This is a genomic window from Streptomyces adustus (genome assembly GCF_009377175.1).
GTDB lineage: Bacteria > Actinomycetota > Actinomycetes > Streptomycetales > Streptomycetaceae > Streptomyces > Streptomyces adustus.
In genome coordinates this window covers 1-22,787 of record NZ_VJZD01000087.1, presented here as the reverse complement: position 1 = coordinate 22,787, position 22,787 = coordinate 1, and the positions used below count along the sequence as shown (strand labels likewise).

Below are 22,787 nucleotides of genomic sequence, written 5' to 3'. Positions count from 1 at the left end.
TCAAGCCTGAGCCAGTCGTACGTACGTCCCCGTACTCGGTCCCGTACCGTGTCCGGGGACGTACGCGTGTGACGGCGCGTGTGACGACGGGTGCGAAGGGGAGGCGCAGAGCCAGATGGCCGTGAAGGACCGGGACCGTTTCTCCACCGCGACCAGGCTGCGGGCGCTCGGTGAGCAGACCGCGGCCCGCGTCTACCGCTCCCAGACCAGACGCCAGGCCCGCCGCTCCCGGCTCACCGGCCGGGCCGCGCTGCTCGCCCTCGTGCTGTGCTCGCTGGTCGTGGCCCTCGCCTACCCCATAAGGCAGTACGTCTCGCAGCGCGCCCAGATCGCCGACATGGAGCGGCAGAAGCAGCAGGCCAGGGAGCGCGTGGAGGAACTGCGCGACCTCAAGGCCCGCTGGCAGGACGACGCGTACGCCGAGCAGCAGATCCGGCAGCGGCTGCACTACGTGATGCCCGGCGAGACCGGCTACGTGGTGATCGACCCGGACGCGGTCAAGCAGTCGCGGGCCGCCCGCGGGGCGGCGCGCCGCCCCTGGTACTCGAACGTCTGGGACGGAGTCGACAAGTCCGACGCCTCCGACCAGTGAACGGACAGAAAGACACGCATGGAAACGCCCCCGCCGCGCACTGAGCGCACCGAGCCCACCGACGCGGACGTCGAGGCCTTCAAGCAGCAGCTCGGGCGGCCGCCGCGCGGGCTGCGCGCCATCGCGCACCGGTGCCCCTGCGGGCAGCCGGACGTCGTGGAGACGGCCCCCCGGCTGCCCGACGGCACGCCCTTCCCGACGCTCTACTACCTGACGTGCCCGAAGGCGAACTCCGCGATCGGCACGCTGGAGGCGAACGGCGTGATGAAGGAGATGACCGACCGGCTCGCGACCGACCCCGAACTGGCCGCCGCCTACCGCGCCGCGCACGAGGACTACATCCGCCGCCGCGACGAGATCGAGGAGCTGACGGGCTTCCCGAGCGCGGGCGGCATGCCGGACCGGGTGAAGTGCCTGCACGTCCTGGTCGCGCACTCGCTGGCGGCCGGGCCGGGCGTGAACCCGCTCGGCGACGAGGCGCTCGCGATGCTGCCGGAGTGGTGGCGCAAGGGCACCTGCGTCGTCCCGGCCGGGGAGTGCGGGAAGCCCGGGGAGTCCGGGGAGGGCGACCAGTGACCCGGGTGGCCGCGATCGACTGCGGCACGAACTCCATCCGGCTGCTGGTGGCCGACGCCGACCCCGAGACGGGCGAACTCGTCGACCTGGACCGCCGGATGACCATCGTCCGGCTCGGCCAGGGCGTGGACCGCACCGGCCGGCTCGCCCCCGAGGCGCTGGCGCGCACCTTCGCCGCCTGCCGCGAATACGCGGACGTCGTCAAGGAGTTCGGCGCCGAGCGGCTGCGCTTCGTCGCCACCTCCGCCTCCCGTGACGCCGAGAACCGGGACGAGTTCGTCCGCGGGGTGCTGGACATCCTCGGCGTCGAGCCCGAGGTCATCTCCGGCGACCAGGAGGCCGAGTTCTCCTTCACCGGCGCGACCAAGGAGCTGATGGGCCGTGAGGACCTGGCCCGGCCCTATCTCGTGGTGGACATCGGCGGCGGCTCGACCGAGTTCGTCGTCGGCGACGAGCACGTGGGAGCCGCGCGGTCGGTCGACGTCGGCTGCGTACGGATGACCGAACGGCATCTGGTCGTGGACGGGGAGATCACCGACCCGCCGACGGCCGATCAGATCGCGGCGATGCGGGCCGACATCGAGGCGGCCCTCGACCTCGCCGAACGAACCGTCCCGCTGCGCCGGGCGCACACCCTCGTCGGCCTCGCCGGTTCCGTCACCACCGTGTCGGCGATCGCGCAGAACCTGCCCGCGTACGACTCGGCGGCCATCCACCACTCCCGGGTCTCCCACGACCGGGTCCGCGAGATCACCGACCGGCTGCTGCGCTCCGCCCACGCCGAGCGCGCGGCGATCCCCTCCATGCACCCGGGCCGGGTCGACGTGATCGGGGCGGGCGCCCTCGTCCTGCTCGCGATCATGGAGCGGATCGGGGCCGAGGAGGTCGTGGTGAGCGAGCACGACATCCTCGACGGCATCGCCTGGTCGATCGCGTAGCCGCCTGCGGGGTGCGGCTCGCACTCTGCTGAGCAGGCAGGAAGCGCGTTTGAGCGTCGCGGAGGGGGCCTCTCGGGCCCCTCCGCGACCCCCCGCCGGAAACCTTCGTGAAGTTCTTCACAAGGAATTCGGCCCTGTCGGGGTACGGAATGGGGTCGGTTGGCCCTTCCGGGGCTCCCGCGCGTGTGTGAACATGTTCAAAAGAGGCGCGCGGGGACGTTTCGCGGAGATGTCGGGTGCGCGTCCTGCGGGGTCCTCGGCGCCCCTCTTTCGGCCAGGAGGAGCAGCTCACGCGGCATTGACAACGCCCTTTGGGATACACGGGTTCCCGCCCCGAGCCATGATGTGGATCACTCGGGTCGCGGAGGATAACACACCCCCTGTCGGAGCTTGTGAAGGGGCGCACGAGCGACCCCCTGGGGGCGGGTGGATACTCGATGCCATGAGCACCACGGAGCGTCCCAGGATCCTCGTAGTAGGCGGTGGGTACGTAGGCCTGTACGCAGCTCGGCGCATCCAGAAGAAGATGCGCTACGGCGAGGCGACCGTCACGGTCGTCGACCCCCGGTCGTACATGACCTACCAGCCCTTCCTCCCCGAAACTGCCGCCGGCAGCATCTCCCCGCGTCACGTCGTCGTCCCGCTGCGACGCGTGCTGCCCAAGGCGGAGGTCCTCACCGGCCGGGTCACCACCATCGATCAGGACCGCAAGGTCGCCACGATCGCCCCGCTGGTCGGCGAGGCGTACGAGCTGCCCTTCGACTACCTGGTCGTCGCCCTCGGCGCGGTCTCTCGCACCTTCCCGATCCCCGGCCTGGCCGAACAGGGCATCGGCATGAAGGGCGTCGAGGAGGCCATCGGCCTGCGCAACCACGTCCTCGAGCAGCTCGACAAGGCCGACTCCACCACCGACGAGGAGATCCGCCGCAAGGCGCTCACCTTCGTCTTCATCGGCGGCGGCTTCGCCGGCGCGGAGACCATCGGTGAGGTCGAGGACATGGCCCGCGACGCGGCCAAGTACTACAAGACGGTGTCCCGCGAGGACATGCGCTTCATCCTCGTCGACGCCGCCGACAAGATCCTTCCCGAGGTCGGCCCCAAGCTCGGCCAGTACGGCAAGGAGCACCTTGAGGGCCGCGGGGTCGAGATCTACCTCTCCACCTCCATGGACTCCTGCGTCGACGGTCACGTCGTGCTGAAGAACGGCCTCGAGGTCGACTCCAACACGATCGTGTGGACGGCCGGCGTCAAGCCGAACCCGGTCCTCGCCCGCTACGGCCTCCCGCTCGGCCCCCGCGGTCACGTCGACACCGCCCCGACCCTCCAGGTCCAGGGCACCGACTACATCTGGGCCGCGGGCGACAACGCCCAGGTGCCGGACATGGCCGCCCGCAAGGCCGGCGTGGAGAACGCCTGGTGCCCGCCGAACGCCCAGCACGCGCTGCGTCAGGCGAAGGTCCTCGGCGACAACGTGGTGGCCGGCATGCGCGGCTTCCCGCAGAAGGAGTACGCCCACTCCAACAAGGGCGCGGTGGCGGGCCTCGGCCTCCACAAGGGCGTCGCGATGATCGTCATGGGCAAGATGAAGATCAAGCTCAAGGGCCGTCTCGCCTGGTACATGCACCGTGGCTACCACGGTATGGCCATGCCGACCTGGAACCGCAAGATCCGTGTCTTCGCCGACTGGACGCTCGCGATGTTCCTCAAGCGCGAGGTCGTCGCGCTCGGCGCGCTGGAGACCCCGCGCGAGGAGTTCTACGAGGCCGCCAAGCCGGCCCCGGTGGCCGCCGCGCCGAAGACCGAGAAGACCGAGGCGAAGGCCTGACCTCCGGTCACTGATCCACCCCGAAGGGGCCGTCCGCCATCCGTGGTGCGGGCGGCCCCTTCGGCATGTCCGGATCCGGTACGGCATTCCCGTACCGCCATCCGGGGGGCGCGGCATGGTGACGGCCGGGGAATGACTCGATGGTGCACGATCGTTGCTCTGAGCGAACCGGTGGGCCAATTCCTTCATGGAGGTGTGCGCCATGGCTGACGCCGCGCTGCGGCTGGAGAGCCTTTTCGGACAATTGCTGGGAGTACCGCTTCCGGTGCGCGTTCGCGCCTGGGACGGTTCGCAGGCGGGCCCGCCGGGCACGCCGACACTGATCGTGCGCAACCGGCGCGCACTGCGCCGACTGCTTTTCAAGCCCGGTGAGTTGGGTCTGGCCCGCGCCTGGGTCTCGGGGGACCTGGACATCGAGGGCGACCTGTACTCCGCCCTGAGGCTGCTGTCGGGCCTGTTCTGGGAGCGCGGCGACGACGCCAGGACCCTCGCCCAGGCCCTGCGCGACCCGGACGTGCGCGCCGCCGTCCGCGGCCTGGTCAAACTCGCCGGACCCCCGCTGCCGCCCGCCCCGCCCCGGGAGGAGATCCGCAGGCCCCGCGGCCACCTGCACACCCGGCGCACCGACCGCCGCGCCATCAGCCACCACTACGACGTCGGCAACGACTTCTACGAACTGGTCCTGGGCCCTTCGATGGTCTACTCGTGCGCCTACTGGGACGACGGCGGCACGCTCCAGGACGCCCAGCGCGACAAGCTCGAACTCGTCTGCCGCAAGCTCGCTCTGAAGCCGGGGATGCGGCTGCTCGACGTCGGCTGCGGCTGGGGCTCCCTGGCCGTCCACGCGGCCCGCGAGCACGGGGTGCGGGTCGTCGGCGTCACCCTCTCCCAGGAGCAGGCCACGTTCGCCCGCAAGCGCGTCGCCGACGAGGGGATGACGGACCTGGTGGAGATCCGGGTCCAGGACTACCGGGACGTCCGCGACGGCCCCTACGACGCGATCTCCTCCATCGGCATGGCCGAACACGTCGGCGCCGAACGCTATCTGGAGTACGCCGAGAGCCTCCACGCCCTGCTCCGGCCCGGCGGGCGGCTCCTCAACCACCAGATCGCCCGGCGCCCGCACCACGACGAATCGGCCTACCGGGTGAACGATTTCATCGACGCCTACGTCTTCCCGGACGGCGAGCTCGCCCCGATCGGCACCACCGTCACCCAGCTGGAACGGGCCGGTTTCGAGGTGCGTGACGTCGAGTCGATCCGCGAGCACTACGCCCTCACCCTGCGCGAGTGGGTCGCCAACCTGGAGGCCGACTGGGCCCGGGCCGCCCAGCTGACCGGTCCGGGCCGCGCCCGCGTCTGGCGCCTCTACATGGCGGCCTCCGCGGTGTCCTTCGAACGCAACCACATCGGCGTCAACCAGGTCCTGGCGGTACGCACCCCCGAGTCCGGCACCTCCGCGATGCCGCTCAGGGCCCGCACCTGGAACTGAGCCGGACACACCAGGGGCCCCGTCCGAGCCGGACGGGGCCCCTGTCACGTGCCGGGAGGGCTACTCGGACTTGATGGCCGCGAGCATGTTCAGCCGGGCCGCCCGCCGGGCCGGCCACAGCGCCGCCAGCACCCCGACCGTCGCGGCCAGCAGCAGGAACAGCGCCATCCGCGCCCACGGCAGGACCAGCTCGTACGTCGTCATCTTCGCGCCGAGCAGCTCACCGGCCGCCCAGCCGAAGAACACGCCCAGACCGATGCCGAGCACCCCGCCGAAGAGGGAGATCACCAGGGACTCCAGGCGGACCATCCGCTTGATGTTGCGGCGGTCGAGGCCGATCGCGCGCAGCATCCCGATCTCCTGGGAGCGCTCGAAGACCGACATGGCCAGGGTGTTGACGACACCGAGGACGGCGACGATCACCGCCATGGCGAGCAGGCCGTAGAGCATGTTCAGCACCAGCGTGAACATGCTGGCGATGCTGTTGGAGATGTCCTGCTTGCTCTGCACCTTGATGCCCGGGTTGGAGCCGAGCGCCTTCTCCAGCCTGTCCTTGGTGGCGTCGGAGGCGCCGCCGGACGTCTTCACCATGACCTGCATGTCGGTCACGTCCGGCTGGTGCGGGGCGAGCGTGGCGTTGTCGAGCATGATGCCGCGCATCATCTCGGTGGCCTCGTAGACGCCGGCCACGGTCAGCTGCTGCGGCTTGCCGTCCTCGTAGTTGACGGTGAAGGACGACCCCGCCTTCCAGTGGTGCGACTTGGCCGTACGGTCGTCGACGACGACCCGGGTGCCGCCGACCTCGAACGCGCCGCTGTCCAGCGTCAGCGCGGTCAGCTCGCCGATGGTGGAGCCGTCGACGCCGGTCAGGTACTCGGAGATGCCGTCGATGCGCGAGGGCGCGTTGCGCAGCGGGCTGGTGGCGGTCACCCCCGCGGTCGCCTTCAGCTTCTTGTCGACGTCCGTGGAGAGGGAGTTGCCGTTCGCCATCGACACCACGTAGTCGGCCTTGATCGCGGCCGCCGCCATCTTGTCGATCGAGTGCTGGAGACTGCCCGCCACGACCGTCATACCGGTGATGAGGGTCAGTCCGATCATCAGCGCGGAGGCCGTGGCGGCGGTACGGCGCGGGTTGCGCACCGAGTTCTGGCGGGCCAGCTTGCCCGCCACGCCGAACGCGCGCAGCGCCGGGGCAGTGGCCGCGATCAGCGGCCGCGACAGCAGCGGCGTCAGCACGAACACGCCGATGATCAGGAGCACCGCGCCCAGCCCCATCGGGGCCTGGCCGTCCGAGCCGTTCATCGTGGTGGCCGCCAGGACCACCGCCACGCCCGCGGCCGAGAACAGCGCGCCGATCGTGTTGCGCAGCACCAGCGACCGGGTCGTCGCCTTCGCGTGCAGGCTGCTCATCGCGGCGACCGGCGGGATCTTCGCGGCCCGGCGGCCCGGCAGCCAGGCGGCGAGCATGGTGATGACCACGCCGACCACGAGAGCCGCGACGACGGTGTCCGGGGAGACGACCAGCGGCCCGTCGGGGACGGTCGCGCCGAGCGCGCCCAGCAGCGAACGCAGCCCGGCCCCGATGCCGATGCCCGCGACCAGCCCGGTCACCCCGGCCACGGTGCCGACCACGAACGCCTCGATCAGCACGGACCGGGTGACCTGACGGCGGGAGGCGCCGACGGCGCGCAGCAGGGCCAGTTCCTTGGTGCGCTGGGCGACCAGCATGGTGAAGGTGTTGGCGATGATGAACGTGCCGACGAACAGCGCGATGCCGGCGAACACCAGCAGCCCCTGCTTCAGCCCGCTCATCGAGGCGGTGATCATCTCGGCCTGGTCGGCGGCGAGCTTCTCGCCGGTGACGGTCTCGGCGCGGTCCGCGGGCAGCGCCTTGTCCAGCTCGGCCGCCAGCGCCGACTGGCCGACGCCGCTCTTCGCGGTCACGTCGATCTCGTCGTACGTGCCCGGCTTGCCGAACAGCCGCTGGGCGGTCGCCGTGTCGAACAGGGCGAGGCTGCCGCCGGCCGCGACATTGCCGTCGTCGGTGGTGAAGATGCCGGTGACCTTCGGGGTCAGCACCGGGCCGTCGACCGAGATGCGGACGGTGTCGCCGACCCGGTAACCGGCCCGCTCGGCGGTCGTGGAGTCGATGAGGACCTCGCCCTCGCCGCTCGGGGCGCGGCCGCCGACGAGCGGGTACCGGGGGTCCTTCGTCCCCCAGTAGTTCCCGCCCTGCGACTGGAAGCCGCCGCCGATGAGCTTGCCGTCCTTGTCGGCGATCGCGGTGAAGCCGTTGACGACACCGACCGCGGAGGCGGCGCCCGGCACCCGCGCGCTGGTGTCGAGCAGCGCCTGGGTCAGCTCGGGCGCCTTGCCGACCGTGTCGCCGGAGCCCTTCTGCCACTTGGGCTGCACGGCCACGTCGACCCGGTCGAAGCCCTTGGCGGAGCTCTTCTGCAACGCGTTGGAGAGGGTGTTGGTGAAGACCAGGGTCCCCGACACGAACGCCACGCCGAGCATCACGGCGAGCACGGTCATCAGGAGCCGGGCCTTGTGCGCGAGTACGTTGCGCAAGGCGGTACGGAACATGGGTTGTCTCAGTCCAGGGGTACGAGGGTCGGGGAGCGTCGGGAGGCCGTGGCCGGCGTCAGCTCGCCCGGCTCCCGGCGTCGGAGCCGGCGGCCTGGTGCTTCTTGCCGGGGAGGTTGCGCATGAGGTCGAGCACCGAGTCCGCGGTGGGCTCGTACACCTCGTCGACGATCCGCCCGTCCGCCAGGAACACCACCCGGTCCGCGTACGCGGCCGCCACCGGGTCGTGGGTCACCATCACCACCGTCTGCCCCATCTCCCGCACCGAGTTGCGCAGGAAGCCCAGCACCTCGGCGCCGGAGCGCGAGTCGAGGTTGCCGGTCGGCTCGTCGCCGAAGACGATCTCCGGCCGGGAGGCCAGCGCACGGGCGACGGCGACCCGCTGCTGCTGTCCGCCGGAGAGCTGGGAGGGCCGGTGGCCGAGCCGGTCGGCGAGCCCCACCATCCGGATCACCGAGTCCAGCCACTCCTTGTCCGGCTTGCGCCCCGCGATGTCCATCGGGAGCGTGATGTTCTCCAGCGCCGACAGCGTGGGCAGCAGGTTGAACGCCTGGAAGATGAAGCCGATCTTGTCCCGCCGCAACCTGGTGAGCTGCTTGTCCTTCAGGGAGCCCAGCTCGGTCTCGCCGATGCGCACGGAGCCGCTGCTGAAGGTGTCGAGACCGGCCACGCAGTGCATCAGGGTGGACTTGCCGGAGCCGGACGGCCCCATGATCGCGGTGAACTCGGCCTGCCGGAAGTCGACGGAGACCCGGTCGAGGGCGACCACCTGGGTCTCGCCCTGTCCGTAGATCTTCGACAGCTCCGTGGCGCGCGCTGCCACGGCGGTGCTCCGGCCGGCGACGGGGGTGGTGGTCACGGGAAGGGTGCTCCTTGCGGGGAAGACGATGGTCCGGGGCTCCGGGTTCCGGTGATCCGGATCCGGGTTCTGGGGATGTACACCATCGTCCTGGCCGCCGGGCGCGGTGGAGTCAGCCGCTGTTCCGGTTCCGGGGGCAGACTTCCGGCGGACCGCACCGCGCGGAGTCATACCTGGGGATGACGGCCGACCCTGACGGCGCTGACCTGGATAACGGGTGGGGCACCCTTGTTCGGGCGGTGAAATTCCGTCATTCCGCATACACGCCCGGGCCGCACGCGCGAGGCTATTGGCAAGTGCGGATGGCCAGTTCCGTATGCTGATGATCCCTCAGGCATCAATAAAATAAGACAACATCGGTTCGCCCGGCGGCTGTTCGAGGGGTGCACCCCGATAGGCTCGGGGTCTCGACGCGGAGCCATGGCCTGCCCGGATGGTGGAACGCAGACACGGCGAGCTTAAACCTCGCTGCCCCTCGCGGGCGTACCGGTTCGAGTCCGGTTCCGGGCATCTCCGACGTCGTTCGCCTCCCTGTGCCGTCAGTGCCGAGGCGGATCTCCCCGTACGACCGTTGACAGCGGGTGTCCGCGCGCGCAGACTCGCAGGCGAACATGGTGAAGAAAATTTCACCAGACGAACAACCGTCGCCGAACAGACGTCAGGCGAACAGACGTGGAACAGACCGAAGGGAACGTCCGATGCGCACCACCGTCGGGATCATCGGTGCCGGCCCGGCCGGCCTCCTCCTCGCCCGACTGCTGCACGACGCCGGCATCGACTCGGTCGTCCTGGAGAGCCGCGACCGGGCCTACGTCGAACAGCGGCAGCGGGCCGGGATCCTGGAACAGGGGACGGTGGACGTGCTGCGCGCGGCCGGGGCCGGGGAGCGCATGGACCGCGAGGGCCTGCCGCACGACGGCATCGAACTGCGCTTCGCCGGGCGGCGCCACCGGGTGGACTTCCCCGCCCTCACCGGCGGCCGCTCGGTGACGGTCTACGCCCAGACCGAGGTATGCAAGGACCTCATCGCCCTCCAGCTCCGGGACGGCGGCCCGCTGCTGTTCGAGGCGGAGGCCCTCGCGGTCGAGGGCGCAGACACCGACAGCCCGCGCGTCCGCTTCCGGCACGAGGGCGCCGAGGACGTCCTGGAGTGCGACTACGTCGTCGGCTGCGACGGCTTCTGGGGGGTCGCCAGGAAGGCGATCCCGGCCGAGCTCACCCAGGTGTTCGAGCGGACGTATCCCTTCGGCTGGCTCGGCATCCTCGCCGACGTCGCCCCCTCCCACGACGAGCTCGTCTACGCCCGCCACGACCGAGGCTTCGCCCTGCTGTCCATGCGCTCCCCGTCCGTCTCCCGGCTCTACCTCCAGGTCCCGGCCGGCACCGACGCCGAGGAGTGGGGCGACGAGGAGATCTGGGACGAGCTGGAGCGGCGCTTCGAGACGGCGGACGGCTGGCGCCTGGAGCGCGGCTCGATCACCCAGAAGTCCGTCACCCCCATGCGCTCCTACGTCCACGAGCCCATGCGGCACGGCCGGCTCTTCCTCGCCGGGGACGCCGCCCACATCGTGCCGCCGACCGGGGCCAAGGGGCTGAATCTCGCCGTCGGCGACGTGGTCACCTTCGCGCGGGCCCTGGCCCACCGGGAGGAGACCGGCTCGGCGGAGCTCCTCGACGCCTACTCCGCCACCTGTCTGCGCCGGGTCTGGCAGGCCGAGCGGTTCTCCTACGACATGACCACGATGCTGCACCGCGTGCCCGGCGCCACCCCCTTCGAGGACCGCCTCCAACTGGCCCGGCTGGAGCGGATCGCCGGGTCGCGCGCGGCGGAGACCGACCTGGCCGAGGGCTACACCGGTTTCCCGTTCGGGTGAACGCCCCGTCCGCACAACGGTTGATCTCCGACCGGTTCCGGGCGTGTCGCAGGTTGGTCATGAATGCGGCCCTCCACCTCTGGGAATCAAGGACCCGCGTAGCGTGTTGCGCAGCACGACGAGGGAAAGATCCTCCCCAAGCACTAGGGTCAATCCTTTGCCTACCTATTACTCTTGAGCCAAGGCCCACGCAGAGTGGCCATGGAGGAGTGAAATGAGGAGCAGAAACCCGGTCTTCTCGCGACGGGGGTTCAGCCGCGACAACGGCTACGCGGGCTTCAACACCGCGCCGCAGGCCGGGGGACCCGCAGTCGGCACGCAGGCGAACCCGTACGCGCAGGGCAATCCGTACGCCCAGCCGTCCGGCAACCCCTACGCGCAGAACCCGTACGCGCAGCAGGACCTTCAGTACGGCGCACCCCAGGCCCCGGTCACCACCGGCCGCATGACGATGGACGACGTCGTCATGCGCACCGCGAGCACCCTCGGCCTGCTGATCGTGACGGCCGCGCTCGCCTGGGCGCTGCTGCCGGTCGACGACGCCAACATCGGCCGCTCGTACGGCATCGGGATCGGCGCCGCGCTGGTGGCGATGGTGCTGGCGTTCGTGCAGTCCTTCAAGCGCAAGCCGTCGCCGGCCCTCATCCTGACCTACGCGGGTCTGGAGGGTGTCTTCCTCGGAGTCGTCTCCAGCATCGTCGACAACCGCATCGCCAGCGGTGCGGCCATGCAGGCGGTGCTCGGCACGATGGCGGTGTTCGCCGGTGTGCTGATCGCCTACAAGGCGGGCTGGATCCGCGTCAACCGCCGCTTCGTCGGCTTCGTGATGGCGGCCACGCTCGGCTTCGTCCTGCTGATGGCGGTGAACCTGCTGTTCGCGGTCTTCGGCGGCGGTGACGGCCTCGGCTTCCGCAGCGGCGGGCTGGGCATCATGTTCGGCATCATCGGCATCATCCTCGGCGCCTGCTTCCTCGCCATCGACTTCAAGCAGGTCGAGGACGGCATCGCCTACGGCGCCCCGCGCGAGGAGGCCTGGCTGGCCGCCTTCGGTGTGACGGTGACGCTGGTGTGGATCTACATGGAGTTCCTGCGACTCATCGCGATCCTCAACAGCAACGACTAGCCGACCGGCCGCGACACGTGATCGCGGACCGAGCGCGGAAGGGCCCCGGGTTCGCCCGGGGCCCTTCGTCGTGTCCTGTGTGCTTGCGCGGCCGGGACCTGCCCGAACGCCTGTCGGCTGCTTCCCTGCGACGTGATCCGCCGGACAGGCCCTAGAGCAGCTTGCGCGCGGCCCTCCTCAGGTCGTACTCGTGGACGATCGCCTTGGCGTGCCCGTACGCCAGGTCGTACTCGTGACGCAGCCAGCTGACCTTCTCCTCGAAGCGGAAGAGGGACGGGCCTTCGTCGACGGTGCGCAGCCAGTCGGAGACTTCACGACCGGTGCAGTGGGGGATGCGGGCGAGCATGTTGCGATGGGTCTCCTCGGAGAGGACGTGGGACATCGGCGCCTCCGGACGCAATGGGGTGTAAGCCGGTCCTTCACGTCACCGTGCCTGAGCGTTGGCGTGTTGGCAACAGTGCCGGTACGGCGCGTAGTCTCGCGACGTGGTTGATACGACGCCCCTGACCCGTGCCGTGGATCACTTCGCCGATCTCCTGCGGGCCGCGCCCCAGAGCCGGTTGCAGCGCAACGCCGCCGCCGCGGCGCTGGAACTGGCCCGCGAGTTCGCCCGGCGCACCCAGAGCGTGGAGGAACCGGGCACCGAGCCGCGGCAGATGCCGGACGCCGGGATGTTCGCCGTCGCCGATCAGATCACCGTCGCCGGGCACGATCTGGCCGTCGTGCTGCGCAGCGAGGCCGAAGTCGCCGAAGCGGTGGGACTGGTGGAGGAAGCGCAGAGCCGGGCGGGGGTCTGACCCCGGCCCGGCCCGGTGGACGGCTCGCGGCCGTGACGGTCCCTCAGAGGGACGCTATGACACGGTCGGCCAGGATGTAGACGGTCTCCTCGCCGCAGGCGAAGGTCAGGGTGTACGCGCCCGAGATGCCCGAGCCGCCGAGCAGGACCGGGACCTCACCCGCGCGCAGCGCGGCGGCCAGGCGCTCCGCGGTCTCGCGGTGCCCCGGGGTCATGCACAGGGTCGTGCCGTCGGCGAACACATAGACGTCGAGGGTGCCCAGCGGCCCCGGGCGGACGTCCGTCAGCTCGACGCCGGAAGAGGCCAGTTCCTCCAGGGCGGCGACCGTGCGCTCGTGGTCGTTCACGACCGGGGACTGGACCGGCACGAAGTCGGGGTGCGAGGGGTGCCGGCGGCGGGCCGCGGCCAGTTCGGGGGACTCCCCGGCGAACTCGTCCGCGTCGGCGCCCGGCTCGGCCACCGGTTCGAGGGACTCCAGGCCCGCGAAGTCGCTCTGCCGGGGCAGGAACAGCTCGCTGTCCGGCAGACCCAGCAGGGAGGGGGCGTCGGAGCCGTCCCGGGCCTCCTGGGCGGCCCAGAAGGCCCGCGCCTCGGCCAGTTCCCGCTCCCGCTCCTCGGCGAGCGCCTCGGCGACGGCCGCACGTATCTCATCGGCGTCGGCGGCGCGCCGGGCAGCGGGGACGACAGCCCGTGCGGCGGCCGCGTTGCCCCGCGCGATCTCGGTGTGCAGGGCCGCCACCTGCCGGCGCAGCACCATCAGGGTGCGCAGGACGGCGACGCCCACGGCGCCAGTGGCGGCCGTGGTGAGCAGCAGGGCGATCGGCATGGCGCTCACTGACGTACTCCCGGTTCAAAGTCGACCCCCGACTTCCTACATCAGCTTGAAGGGTGGACCATCCAGCTGTCAGTGCGTAACGTCACGAAAGGGGCAGGAATCTACTCCTGGGGTTTCCCGGCGGAACGGCCCTGACCTGCGGCGATACCTCACCTGAGCGAGATAGGTCACATCCTGGGTGAGATTGGATCACAAAACGGCCCAGAACCCGGGTGGTTTCCGGGTTCTGGGCCGATGCGTGACGCAGGGTCCGACGGCGGCTACCGACAGCTTGTCCGGAGCCCCGTGCGGCGCGTGTTCCGGCGCGTGCTCCGGCGTGCGCCGGTCGGCGGCCGGGCGCGTGCCGGACGCGGTGTCAGCTGAGGCGCTCGATGACCATGGCCATGCCCTGGCCGCCGCCGACGCACATCGTCTCCAGGCCGAACTGCTTGTCGTGGAACTGGAGGGAGTTGATCAGCGTGCCGGTGATCCGGGCGCCGGTCATGCCGAAGGGGTGGCCCACGGCGATGGCGCCGCCGTTGACGTTCACCTTGTCCAGGTCGAAGCCGAGGTCGCGGTAGGAGGGGATCACCTGGGCGGCGAACGCCTCGTTGATCTCGACCAGGTCGATGTCGGCGGCGGTCAGCCCGGCCCGGCGCAGCGCCTGGTTCGAGGCCTCGACCGGACCCAGGCCCATGATCTCGGGGGACAGGCCCGAGACGCCGGTGGAGACGATGCGGGCGAGCGGGGTCAGGCCGAGCTCGCGGGCCTTGGTGTCGGACATGATGACGAGCGCGGCGGCGCCGTCGTTCAGCGGGCAGCAGTTGCCCGCGGTGACCAGGCCGTCGGGGCGGAAGACCGGCTTGAGGCCCTGGACGGCCTCCAGGGTGACACCCGCGCGCGGGCCGTCGTCCTTGCTGACGACCGTGCCGTCGGGCAGCGTCACCGGGGTGATCTCGCGCTCCCAGAAGCCGTTCTTGATGGCTTCCTCGGCGAGGTTCTGCGAGCGGACGCCGAACTCGTCCATGTCCTGGCGGGTGACGCCCTTCCAGCGGGCGAGGTTCTCCGCGGTCTGGCCCATCGAGATGTAGGCGTCCGGGACGATGCCGTCCTCGCGCGGGTCGTGCCAGGTCGTGCCCTCCTGCTGGGCGACGGCCTCGGTGCGGGCCTCGGCCTCGGCGAAGAAGGGGTTGTGCGTGTCCGGCAGGCTGTCGGAGTTGCCCTTCGCGAACCGGGAGACCATCTCGACGCCGGCCGAGATGAAGACGTCGCCCTCGCCGGCCTTGATCGCGTGCAGCGCCATGCGGCTCGTCTGGAGGGACGAGGAGCAGTAGCGGGTGATCGTGCAGCCGGGCAGGTGGTCCATGCCCATCTGGACGGCGACGATACGGCCGAGGTTGTTGCCCTGCTCGCCGCCGGGCAGACCGCAGCCGAGCATCAGGTCGTCGATGTCCCGGGGATCCAGCTCCGGAACCTTGGCGAGGGCCGCCTGGATGATCGTGGCGGTGAGGTCGTCCGGGCGCAGGTCCTTCAGGGAGCCCTTGAAAGCGCGGCCGATGGGGGAGCGGGCGGTCGAGACGATGACGGCTTCGGGCATCACGGCTCCAGAGACGGGTGCGGCAAGGCGGACTGTCTGGGAAGTTACCCGTACGTATGGTCCAGGTCACGAGAGTTGCGATGTGACCCTGACCGCAGTTTCCAAGCGCTTGCTTTCCAATGGGGGTCACCCGAGGTCGGACGGGGTCGTCCGAGGACTCCGAGTTCCCGGGGTTGCCGAGGTCACCCCGGACCGGTGGTGGTCAGCCCAGGTCGCCGAGCGGTGTCCGGGGCCGGTCGGGGGTGTCGACGGGTGTCGGGGCCGTCTCCGGGACGCGCCGCCGCCTGCGGCGCTTGAGCAGGGCCCAGGGGCCCCGCGGGCCCGTCGGCATCGCGGCCGTGACCTCCGTACCGGCCTCGGACGCGGCCTCGGCGGCGGCGCGCGCCACCGGCAGGAAGCCCTCGCGGCGGGAGGCGTCGGGACGCTCCTCCTCCGCGGGCCACAGACCCAGCGCGGCACAGACCGTCGGCAGCAGCGCCATCGCGGCCGTGGCGTACCCCTCCGCGGAGGGGTGGTAGTTGTCGGGGCCGAACAGCTCGCGCGGGTTCGCCGCGAACTCGGGGCCCAGCAGGTCGCCCAGCGACACCGTCCGGCCCCCCTGCTCGACCGTCCCGATCGTCTGCGCCGCCGCCAACTGGCGGGAGGCCCGCCGGGCCAGCCAGCGCAGCGGCTGCTGCACCGGCTCGATCGTGCCCAGGTCGGGACAGGTGCCGACGACCACCTCCGCACCGGCCGTGCGCAGCCGTCGGACCGCCGCGGAGAGATGACGCACCGAACGGGTCGGCGGCATCCGGTGGGTCACGTCGTTCGCGCCGATCATGACCACACAGATGTCGGGGATCTGGTCCGGCCCCGTGAGGACCAGCCCGACCTGGCGGTCCAGATCGTCCGACTGGGCGCCGGGCAGCGCCACGTTGCGCAGTACCACCGGGCGTTCCGCGACGGCCGACAGGCCCGCGGCGAGCAGCGCGCCCGGGGTCTGGCCGGCCCGGTGGACCCCCTGGCCCGCGGCCGTGGAGTCGCCCAGCAGGGTCAGGAACAGGGGGGCCTCGCCGGGGACGTCGTAGACATGGCCGTAGCGGCCCTCGGCGCTCGGTACGCGGGGGCGCACACCGTTGCCCACCTGGCGCCGGGCCAGCTGGACCTCCGCCAGCAGCAGACCGACGGTCGCGGCACCGGCCAGGCCGATGCCGCCGCCGCCGTACGCGGCCCCGGCCGCGATACGGCGGGCCACCCGCGCCCTCGACATGCTCGTCATGTGTCGCCGCCACCTCCTCGTAGCCGTACAACCACTCCTTGCCCCGTACAGGGCGTCGGCCAATCGCAACCAGGAGTGAACGTCTGCGTCGAGCCGTAGGCTGGCGGAACCACTTCGACCACATCTGTTGCAAGCGACCGGAGACAACGGTGCAATTCCACGACTCGATGATCAGCCTCGTCGGCAACACCCCGCTGGTGAGGCTCAACAACGTGACCGAGGGCATCCAGGCGACCGTCCTGGCCAAGGTGGAGTACTTCAACCCGGGCGGATCCGTGAAGGACCGCATCGCCCTGCGCATGATCGAGGCGGCGGAGAAGAGCGGCGAGCTCCTGCCCGGCGGCACCATCGTCGAGCCCACCAGTGGCAACACCGGTGTGGGTCTCGCGATCGTGGCCCAGCAGAAGGGGTACAAGTGCATCTTCGTGTGCCCCGACAAGGTGTCCACGGACAAGATCAACGTGCTGCGCGCGTACGGCGCCGAGGTGGTCGTGTGCCCGACCGCCGTGGACCCCGAGCACCCGGACTCGTACTACAACGTCTCCGACCGTCTGGTGCGCGAGACGCCGGGCGCCTGGAAGCCCGACCAGTACTCCAACCCCAACAACCCGCTCTCCCACTATCACTCGACCGGCCCCGAGCTGTGGGAGCAGACGGAGGGGCGGATCACCCACTTCGTGGCGGGCGTGGGCACCGGCGGCACCATCTCCGGCACCGGGCGCTACCTCAAGGACGCCAGTGACGGCCGGGTCCAGGTGATCGGAGCCGACCCCGAGGGGTCCGTGTACTCCGGTGGCTCCGGGCGCCCGTACCTCGTCGAGGGCGTCGGCGAGGACTTCTGGCCGACCGCCTACGACCGGAGCGTCGCCGACGAGATCGTCGCCGTGTCCGACAAGGACTCCTTCCAGATGACCCGGCGGCTGGCCAAGGAGGAGGGCCTGCTGGTGGGCGGCTCCTGCGGCATGGCCGTGGTCGCCGCGCTGCGCGTCGCCGAGCGGCTCGGCCCGGACGACGTCGTGGTCGTCCTGCTCCCGGACAGCGGGCGCGGCTACCTCAGCAAGATCTTCAACGACGAGTGGATGGCCGACTACGGCTTCCTGGAGGACACCGGCCCCAGCGCCCGGGTCGCCGACGTGCTCAACCACAAGGCGGGCGGCACCATCCCCTCCCTCGTCCACATGCACCCCGACGAGACCGTGGGCGAGGCCATCGAGGTGCTGCGCGAGTACGGCGTCTCGCAGATGCCGATCGTGAAGCCGGGCGCCGGTCACCCGGACGTCATGGCCGCCGAGGTCGTGGGGTCCGTGGTCGAGCGGGAACTGCTCGACGCGCTGTTCACCCAGCGCGCCTCGCTGGAGGACCCGCTGGAGAAGCACATGTCCGCCCCGCTGCCGCAGGTCGGCTCCGGCGAACCGGTCGGGGACCTGATGTCCGTGCTGGGCGGCGCGGACGCGGCGATCGTCCTCGTCGAGGGCAAGCCGACCGGTGTGGTCAGCCGTCAGGACCTGCTGTCCTTCCTCGCCAAGGGCGGGAACTAGCAGTCCTGCGGTGAACAGCCGGGATGTGCGGCGGACCTTCGGTGGCCCGCCGAAAAGGCGGACTTCGCGGAAGTGGTACGAGCGTGTCACGTACACGCAGCACACGCTTAACACGAGTCCGGCACATTAAGGGGTGTCGGCAGGGCGGGAGCGGCTCCCCGCCCCGGCCGGCACCAAAACGGCGTCACGGATTTTCGGAGCGGCTCCCGGACCTCCACAGACGCCCAGGACGCAAACCCGGCCTGACCCGGCACGCGTCCCTCGCGGGGACCGCCGTCGTCCCGCCCCCCGGCAACGGGGGTGCGGCGGTCCCCGCGCACAGCCTTTTCCGGCCGGTCACCGGCCCTGGACCCCCGCGCTTTTTTGTGAGCGCGCCCGCGTCCCGGTCAGTCCTCCCAGTCGCTGTCCCCGGACGCCCGGCGGCGGCCGAAGAGGCCGGGGTTCGTGCGGACGGCCTGGACCGCGTTGACACCGACGATGCCGATCCAGGACACGATCAGGCCGGGCAGATGCGCGGTGCCCGCACCGATCGCGGACAGCGGGACCGCCAGCACCAGCGAGACGATGCCGAAGCCGAAGCGCTCGCCCCACGAGTCCGTGGGCCTCGGGGAGCGGGAATTGCGGGCCACGGTCATCTGCGCCTCGGCCAGATGCCGGCGCACCCGTCGCTCGACCGCGCCGTCGATGCGCTGGTCGACCTTCTCCAGGAACGATTCGACCAGTGCGGACTCGTACTCCTCGCCCAGTTCCCTGCGGGCGTGCAGGGTGGCGTCGAGTTCCTTCTTGAGGTCGGCGTCCCGCGCATCCATGATCGTCTCCATTCCCGTCATGGCATTCACGCTAGGCAGCGGGCGGCGCCTGCGCACTGGGGATAGCCCCCGTCTTCCGCCGGGGCCCGCACCCCGTTCCGCGCCCGGGTGCGCACCCCGGTCCGGGGCCGGGTGCGCACCCCGGTCCGGGGCCGGGGCGGTCCGGTGAACCGGATCATGAGACGTGCCTTGCTCGGCTGTATATCGTCATGCAGAGTTCTTGGTGTCTGAATAGGTCGTCCATGCCCGGGTGCCGGTCCACGGTGACCGGGGGCCGGCGGGCGAGATCCGAAGTCCGGATCGAGGGTTGAGGGGAGCTCGGGTCCTATGTCGTCTCGGACCGTGGACGCGCCGGACGCGCCGGACGCGCGTGCGGTGCACCCCGGGCCCTCGGGCCTCGTGGTCCTCGACGGGGCCGGCCTCGGCGTCGACGACGTCGTCCGCCTCGCCGACGGGAGCGCACGGCCGGTCCCGGCGGGCGAGGCGCTGCGGCGGGTCGAGGCGTCCTGGGCCGCCGCCCGGCAGCTCGCGGCGACCGGCCGCGTGTACGGCCGCTCCACCGGCGTCGGCGCGAACCGGAACGAGACCGTGCCCACCGAGGCCGCCGCCGGTCACGGCATGCGCCTGCTGCGCAGCCACGCCGGCGCCATAGGCGAGGAACTGCCGGCCCGGCAGGTGCGGGCGATGCTCGCCGTACGGGCCAACCAGCTGCTGGCGGGCGGCGCCGGGCTGCGCCCCGGCGTCGTCACGGCGCTGTGCGAGGCGCTGGAGAGCGGTGCCTATCCGGTCGTCAACGAGTTCGGCTCGGTCGGCACCGGCGACATCGCACCGCTGGCCCAGCTCGGCCTCGCCCTCGCCGGGGAACACCCCTGGCGCGGGACGGGCGCACCCGCCCCACAGCCCCTCGACAACAACGACGCGCTGGCCCTGATCAGCAGCAACGCCCTCACCCTCGGCCAGTCGGCGCTCGCCCTGCACGAGCTGCGCGGGCTGATCGAGGCCACCCAGGTGGTCGCCGGGCTGTCCCTGCTCGCGGTCGACGGCTCCCACGAGGCGTACGCCGCCCCCGTGCACGCGGCCCGCCCGCACCGGGGCACGGGCGAGGTCGCCCGCCGGATGCGCGAGCTGATCGGCGCCGAGGACCGGCCCGCGCCTCCGCTCGGCCGGATCCAGGACCCTTACGGCTTCCGCTGCCTGCCGCAGATCCACGGACCCGCGCAGGACGCGGCGGACGCGCTGGAGGAGGTGCTCGCGATCGAGCTCAACGCGGCCGCGGAGAACCCCCTCATCGCCCCCGACGGCATGGCCGCCTACCACCACGGCGGCTTCTACATGGCCCAGCTCGTCCTCGCGCTCGACCACTTCCGGCTGGCGGTGACCCAGGTGGCCCGGCTGTCGACGTCCCGGCTGTCCAGCCTCAACGAGCCCGCCTTCACCCGGCTCAAGCCCTTCCTCGCCGACCAGGAACCCGTCTCGTCGGGGGTGATGATCCTGGAGTACGCGGCCGGGGCCGCCCTCGGTGAGCTGCGCGCCTGCTCGGCGCCCGCCTCGCTCGGCCACGCCGTACTGTCCCGGGGCGTCGAGGAACAGGCGAGCTTCGCCTCGCTCGCCGCCCGCCAGACACTGCGTGCGTGCGACGCGTACCGTCTCGTCGTGGGCTGCGAACTCGTCGCCGCGGTACGGGCGTTGCGGCTGCGCGACCTGCGGCCCGAACCGGGGGTCCCGGTGGGCCGGGCGCTGGCGATCGCCGAGTCGGTGCTCGACGAGGACATGACCGACCGGCCGCTCACCAAGGACGTGACGGCCGCCGCCCGGCTGCTCGACCGGTTCACGCAGATCTGGAGGGAGAGCGAGTGATGACCGCGGACACGAGCGTGGACAGGGACCCCGGCGGACCCGACAGCCCCGCCGCCCGGCTCCAGGCGCTCTTCGAGGGGCACCGGCTGACGCCGACCCAGCGGCGCATCGCGCACAGCATGGTGCGGCGGGCCGCCGACGTGCCGTTCCTGTCCAGCGTGGAGCTCGCCGAACTGGCCGGGGTCAGCCAGCCCTCCGTCACCCGCTTCGCCGTCGCCCTCGGCTTCGACGGCTACCCCGCCCTGCGCCGCCATCTGCGCGAGGTCGCGCCGGCGGAACAGCCGGCGGGCTCCGGGGCGTACAACGAGTACCAGCAGGCCGTCGAGGCGGAGATCGAGAACCTGCGGCACCTCGCGGAGGTGCTCGCGGACCCGCGCCCGGTGCAGAAGGCGGGCCGGCTGCTCGCCGCCAGCCGCCCGCTGCCGGTGCTCGGGCTGCGGGCCGCCGCGTCCCAGGCCTACGGCTTCGCGTACTTCGCCGCCAAGGTCCACCCGGACGTACGGCTGATCCACGAGGGCGGCACGATGATCCACGACCGGATCGACGCCGCCGTACGGGCCGGTGCCTCGACCCTGCTCTGCTTCGCGCTGCCGCGGCACCCCCGCGAGGTGCTGGACACCCTCGCCTATGCGAAGGAGGCCGGGCTGAGCGTCGTGACCGTCGCCGACTCCGCGTTCGCGCCCGTGGCCAAGGTCTCCGACCTGCTGCTGCCCGCCGCGGTCGGCACCGGGCTCGCCTTCGACACCGCGTGCGCGCCGATGCTGCTCGGCCGGGTGCTGCTGGAGGCCATGTGCGACGACCTGCCGGACGCCCAGACCCGCCTGGAGGAGTTCGACGCGCGCGCGGCGGCGCGGGGGCTGTTCGTCGAGTGAGCCACGGGCCGGGGACCGTCGGCCGGTGCTCTCAGATTCGTCTCACGTTCGCTCGCTAGCGTGTCCGCACTTGCAGGACTGTGCCGGTGCGAGGAGGCGTTGACGTGGCACGCGGAAGTCAGGGGCGCGGAGGCCAGGGGCTGGCCCGGGTGGCGGTCGTGGTGCGGGCCGGAGCGGCGCCGCTGTGCGGCGCCGGAGTGTTCGCGGCGGGTGTCGGTGTCCTGGTGCCGGGCTTCACCGGCCGCCGGATCGGGGTCATGGCAGGGGCGGCGCTGTTCCTCGTCGCGGCCGCCCTGGTCTCGTACGGTCGGCGCAAGCGCTACGGCGCCCTCGCCCGCGGTGCCGCCAAGGCCGGACGGCACGACGTGCTCCAGGACCGTGCGGTGACGGTGCGGAACTGGCGTCACGCCCACCGCTGGTGGCTGCTGCTGGCCTTCCTGGCCGCGCTGGGCAGTTCCCTCGCGGTGCCCGCCGCCGGCGGGATGCTGCTGGTCGGCGCCGGTGTCGGGCTGCGGCTGAAGGCCGCCTGGCTCGGGCGGCGCGAACGGGCCGAGGACATGCTGCTGTGGGTGCGGGTCGACTGGCTCGACGCGCGCGGCGGACGCCCGGCGGGCCCGGCCGTCAAGGGCTACCGCGGCACCGGCATCGCGGCGGGCGACGCAGCCCCGGGCGGGGCACGCCGCCGCACCGCGGTGCCGGTGTAGCCGGTCGTTCACAAGGGGCCGGACTCGGGAGATCCGGCCCGGACGGCCGGGAGTTAGACCTCCAGGTCCTCCTCGATCCTCTTCAACTGGTGGCGGGCCATCGCCAGATTGGCGCGCTTGGCGTCCAGCACCAGGTACATGAACAGACCGTTGCCCCCGCGTCCGCTGATCAGCCGGATCAGGTGGTACTGGTCGGACAGGGTGATCAGGATGTCCTCGATCTGGGCCTTGAGGCCGAGATGCTCCATCGTGCGCATTTTGGCGCGTACGACGTCGGTGTTGCCGGCGGCCGCGACGTTCAAGTCGAAGCCCTTGCTGCCGCCCATCGTGCCCAGCGCCATCCCGCTGGTGTAGTCGACGAGCGCGACTCCGGTCGCGCCCTCGATGGAGGCGAGCGCCTCTTTCAGGGTGGTCTCGGTGTTGGCCATGACTGAGTCTCCTCGTTCTCTCAATTTTCGGTGGTGGTGCGCGCGTTGCCGGTGGTGCGTGGCGCGCGAGGGGTTCTGTTCCGGGCGGCGGCGGACTTGGCCGGCGTCTTGGCAGGCGTCTTGGCCGGTGTCCTGGGTGCCGACTCGGGCCGTGGTTCGGCCGGTGGGCCGGCCGACGGTTCGGCCGGTGGACCGGGGGGTCCGGTGGATCCGGTGGGCGGTGCCACCGGAGGCTTGTCGGGGGG

Annotated in this window: 20 protein-coding genes and 1 tRNA gene; 13 read left to right on the top strand and 8 right to left on the bottom strand. The window is 71.5% G+C overall.

Annotation, left to right across the window (positions count from 1 at the left end):
* The first annotated feature begins 115 nt into the window (after positions 1-115).
* From FNH09_RS21815 to FNH09_RS21795, 5 genes are all read left to right on the top strand, one after another.
* Positions 116-592, top strand: coding sequence for an FtsB family cell division protein (locus tag FNH09_RS21815; protein WP_152890524.1), 477 nt, complete (start codon positions 116-118; stop codon positions 590-592).
* Between the two features lie 18 nt (positions 593-610).
* On the top strand, positions 611-1,168 hold the full coding sequence (locus FNH09_RS21810) for a DUF501 domain-containing protein (protein ID WP_152890521.1): 558 nt from the start codon (positions 611-613) through the stop codon (positions 1,166-1,168).
* Positions 1,165-2,106, top strand: a complete 942-nt coding sequence (locus tag FNH09_RS21805; RefSeq protein ID WP_162468902.1) for a Ppx/GppA phosphatase family protein — start codon at positions 1,165-1,167, stop codon at positions 2,104-2,106. Before FNH09_RS21810 ends, FNH09_RS21805 begins: the two co-directional genes overlap by 4 nt.
* 442 nt (positions 2,107-2,548) lie before the next feature.
* Positions 2,549-3,931 (top strand): NAD(P)/FAD-dependent oxidoreductase, encoded by a 1,383-nt coding sequence (locus FNH09_RS21800; protein ID WP_152890519.1) that lies wholly within the window; start codon positions 2,549-2,551, stop codon positions 3,929-3,931.
* A gap of 202 nt (positions 3,932-4,133) precedes the next feature.
* Positions 4,134-5,423 carry an SAM-dependent methyltransferase gene (locus FNH09_RS21795; protein ID WP_152890517.1) on the top strand — a complete coding sequence of 430 codons (1,290 nt, stop codon included), beginning with the start codon at positions 4,134-4,136 and terminating at the stop codon, positions 5,421-5,423.
* A 60-nt stretch (positions 5,424-5,483) separates the two neighbouring features.
* Here FNH09_RS21795 and FNH09_RS21790 read toward each other — a convergent pair whose 3' ends face one another.
* Positions 5,484-8,012 (bottom strand): ABC transporter permease, encoded by a 2,529-nt coding sequence (locus FNH09_RS21790; protein WP_152890515.1) that lies wholly within the window; start codon positions 8,010-8,012, stop codon positions 5,484-5,486.
* A 58-nt stretch (positions 8,013-8,070) separates the two neighbouring features.
* On the bottom strand, positions 8,071-8,871 hold the full coding sequence (locus FNH09_RS21785) for an ATP-binding cassette domain-containing protein (RefSeq protein WP_162468901.1): 801 nt from the start codon (positions 8,869-8,871) through the stop codon (positions 8,071-8,073).
* Positions 8,872-9,298: 427 nt separating this feature from the next.
* Between FNH09_RS21785 and FNH09_RS21775 the strand changes: the two genes are divergently transcribed.
* The 3 genes from FNH09_RS21775 (at position 9,299) to FNH09_RS21765 (ending at position 11,868) form a co-directional block, all read left to right on the top strand.
* A tRNA-Leu gene (locus FNH09_RS21775) sits at positions 9,299-9,381 on the top strand.
* A 188-nt stretch (positions 9,382-9,569) separates the two neighbouring features.
* Positions 9,570-10,745: a 4-hydroxybenzoate 3-monooxygenase gene (locus FNH09_RS21770; protein WP_152890511.1), complete on the top strand. Its 1,176-nt coding sequence runs from the start codon at positions 9,570-9,572 to the stop codon at positions 10,743-10,745.
* A gap of 214 nt (positions 10,746-10,959) precedes the next feature.
* Positions 10,960-11,868, top strand: coding sequence for a Bax inhibitor-1/YccA family protein (locus tag FNH09_RS21765; RefSeq protein ID WP_152890509.1), 909 nt, complete (start codon positions 10,960-10,962; stop codon positions 11,866-11,868).
* A 151-nt stretch (positions 11,869-12,019) separates the two neighbouring features.
* Here FNH09_RS21765 and FNH09_RS21760 read toward each other — a convergent pair whose 3' ends face one another.
* Complete coding sequence (locus FNH09_RS21760) at positions 12,020-12,250, bottom strand: DUF4287 domain-containing protein (protein WP_152890507.1); 231 nt, start codon at positions 12,248-12,250, stop codon at positions 12,020-12,022.
* A 103-nt stretch (positions 12,251-12,353) separates the two neighbouring features.
* Between FNH09_RS21760 and FNH09_RS21755 the strand changes: the two genes are divergently transcribed.
* Positions 12,354-12,665 (top strand): hypothetical protein, encoded by a 312-nt coding sequence (locus FNH09_RS21755; protein WP_338017640.1) that lies wholly within the window; start codon positions 12,354-12,356, stop codon positions 12,663-12,665.
* Between the two features lie 43 nt (positions 12,666-12,708).
* Here FNH09_RS21755 and FNH09_RS21750 read toward each other — a convergent pair whose 3' ends face one another.
* From FNH09_RS21750 to FNH09_RS21740, 3 genes are all read right to left on the bottom strand, one after another.
* Positions 12,709-13,491, bottom strand: a complete 783-nt coding sequence (locus FNH09_RS21750) for a hypothetical protein (protein ID WP_152890545.1) — start codon at positions 13,489-13,491, stop codon at positions 12,709-12,711.
* Between the two features lie 364 nt (positions 13,492-13,855).
* Entirely contained in the window at positions 13,856-15,076 is a 1,221-nt protein-coding gene (locus tag FNH09_RS21745) for an acetyl-CoA C-acetyltransferase (RefSeq protein ID WP_152890505.1), read from the bottom strand.
* 202 nt (positions 15,077-15,278) lie between these two features.
* A complete protein-coding gene (locus FNH09_RS21740) occupies positions 15,279-16,334 on the bottom strand; it encodes an SGNH/GDSL hydrolase family protein (protein ID WP_152890503.1) in 1,056 nt (351 codons plus the stop codon).
* A gap of 149 nt (positions 16,335-16,483) precedes the next feature.
* Here FNH09_RS21740 and FNH09_RS21735 point away from each other — a divergent pair, with 149 nt between their 5' ends.
* Positions 16,484-17,872, top strand: a complete 1,389-nt coding sequence (locus tag FNH09_RS21735) for a cystathionine beta-synthase (protein WP_162468899.1) — start codon at positions 16,484-16,486, stop codon at positions 17,870-17,872.
* A 386-nt stretch (positions 17,873-18,258) separates the two neighbouring features.
* Here the strand turns inward: FNH09_RS21735 and FNH09_RS21730 are convergent, their stop codons facing one another.
* Positions 18,259-18,681: a hypothetical protein gene (locus FNH09_RS21730; RefSeq protein WP_162468907.1), complete on the bottom strand. Its 423-nt coding sequence runs from the start codon at positions 18,679-18,681 to the stop codon at positions 18,259-18,261.
* Positions 18,682-19,008: 327 nt separating this feature from the next.
* Between FNH09_RS21730 and FNH09_RS21725 the strand changes: the two genes are divergently transcribed.
* From FNH09_RS21725 to FNH09_RS21715, 3 genes are all read left to right on the top strand, one after another.
* On the top strand, positions 19,009-20,538 hold the full coding sequence (locus FNH09_RS21725; RefSeq protein WP_152890498.1) for an aromatic amino acid ammonia-lyase: 1,530 nt from the start codon (positions 19,009-19,011) through the stop codon (positions 20,536-20,538).
* Positions 20,538-21,410: a MurR/RpiR family transcriptional regulator gene (locus FNH09_RS21720; RefSeq protein WP_152890496.1), complete on the top strand. Its 873-nt coding sequence runs from the start codon at positions 20,538-20,540 to the stop codon at positions 21,408-21,410. The genes FNH09_RS21725 and FNH09_RS21720 overlap by 1 nt, the downstream gene beginning before the upstream one ends.
* A 104-nt stretch (positions 21,411-21,514) precedes the next feature.
* On the top strand, positions 21,515-22,114 hold the full coding sequence (locus FNH09_RS21715; protein ID WP_338017639.1) for a hypothetical protein: 600 nt from the start codon (positions 21,515-21,517) through the stop codon (positions 22,112-22,114).
* Positions 22,115-22,167: 53 nt separating this feature from the next.
* Here FNH09_RS21715 and FNH09_RS21710 read toward each other — a convergent pair whose 3' ends face one another.
* Positions 22,168-22,542, bottom strand: a complete 375-nt coding sequence (locus FNH09_RS21710) for a roadblock/LC7 domain-containing protein (RefSeq protein ID WP_152890494.1) — start codon at positions 22,540-22,542, stop codon at positions 22,168-22,170.
* Positions 22,543-22,787: the final 245 nt, after the last annotated feature.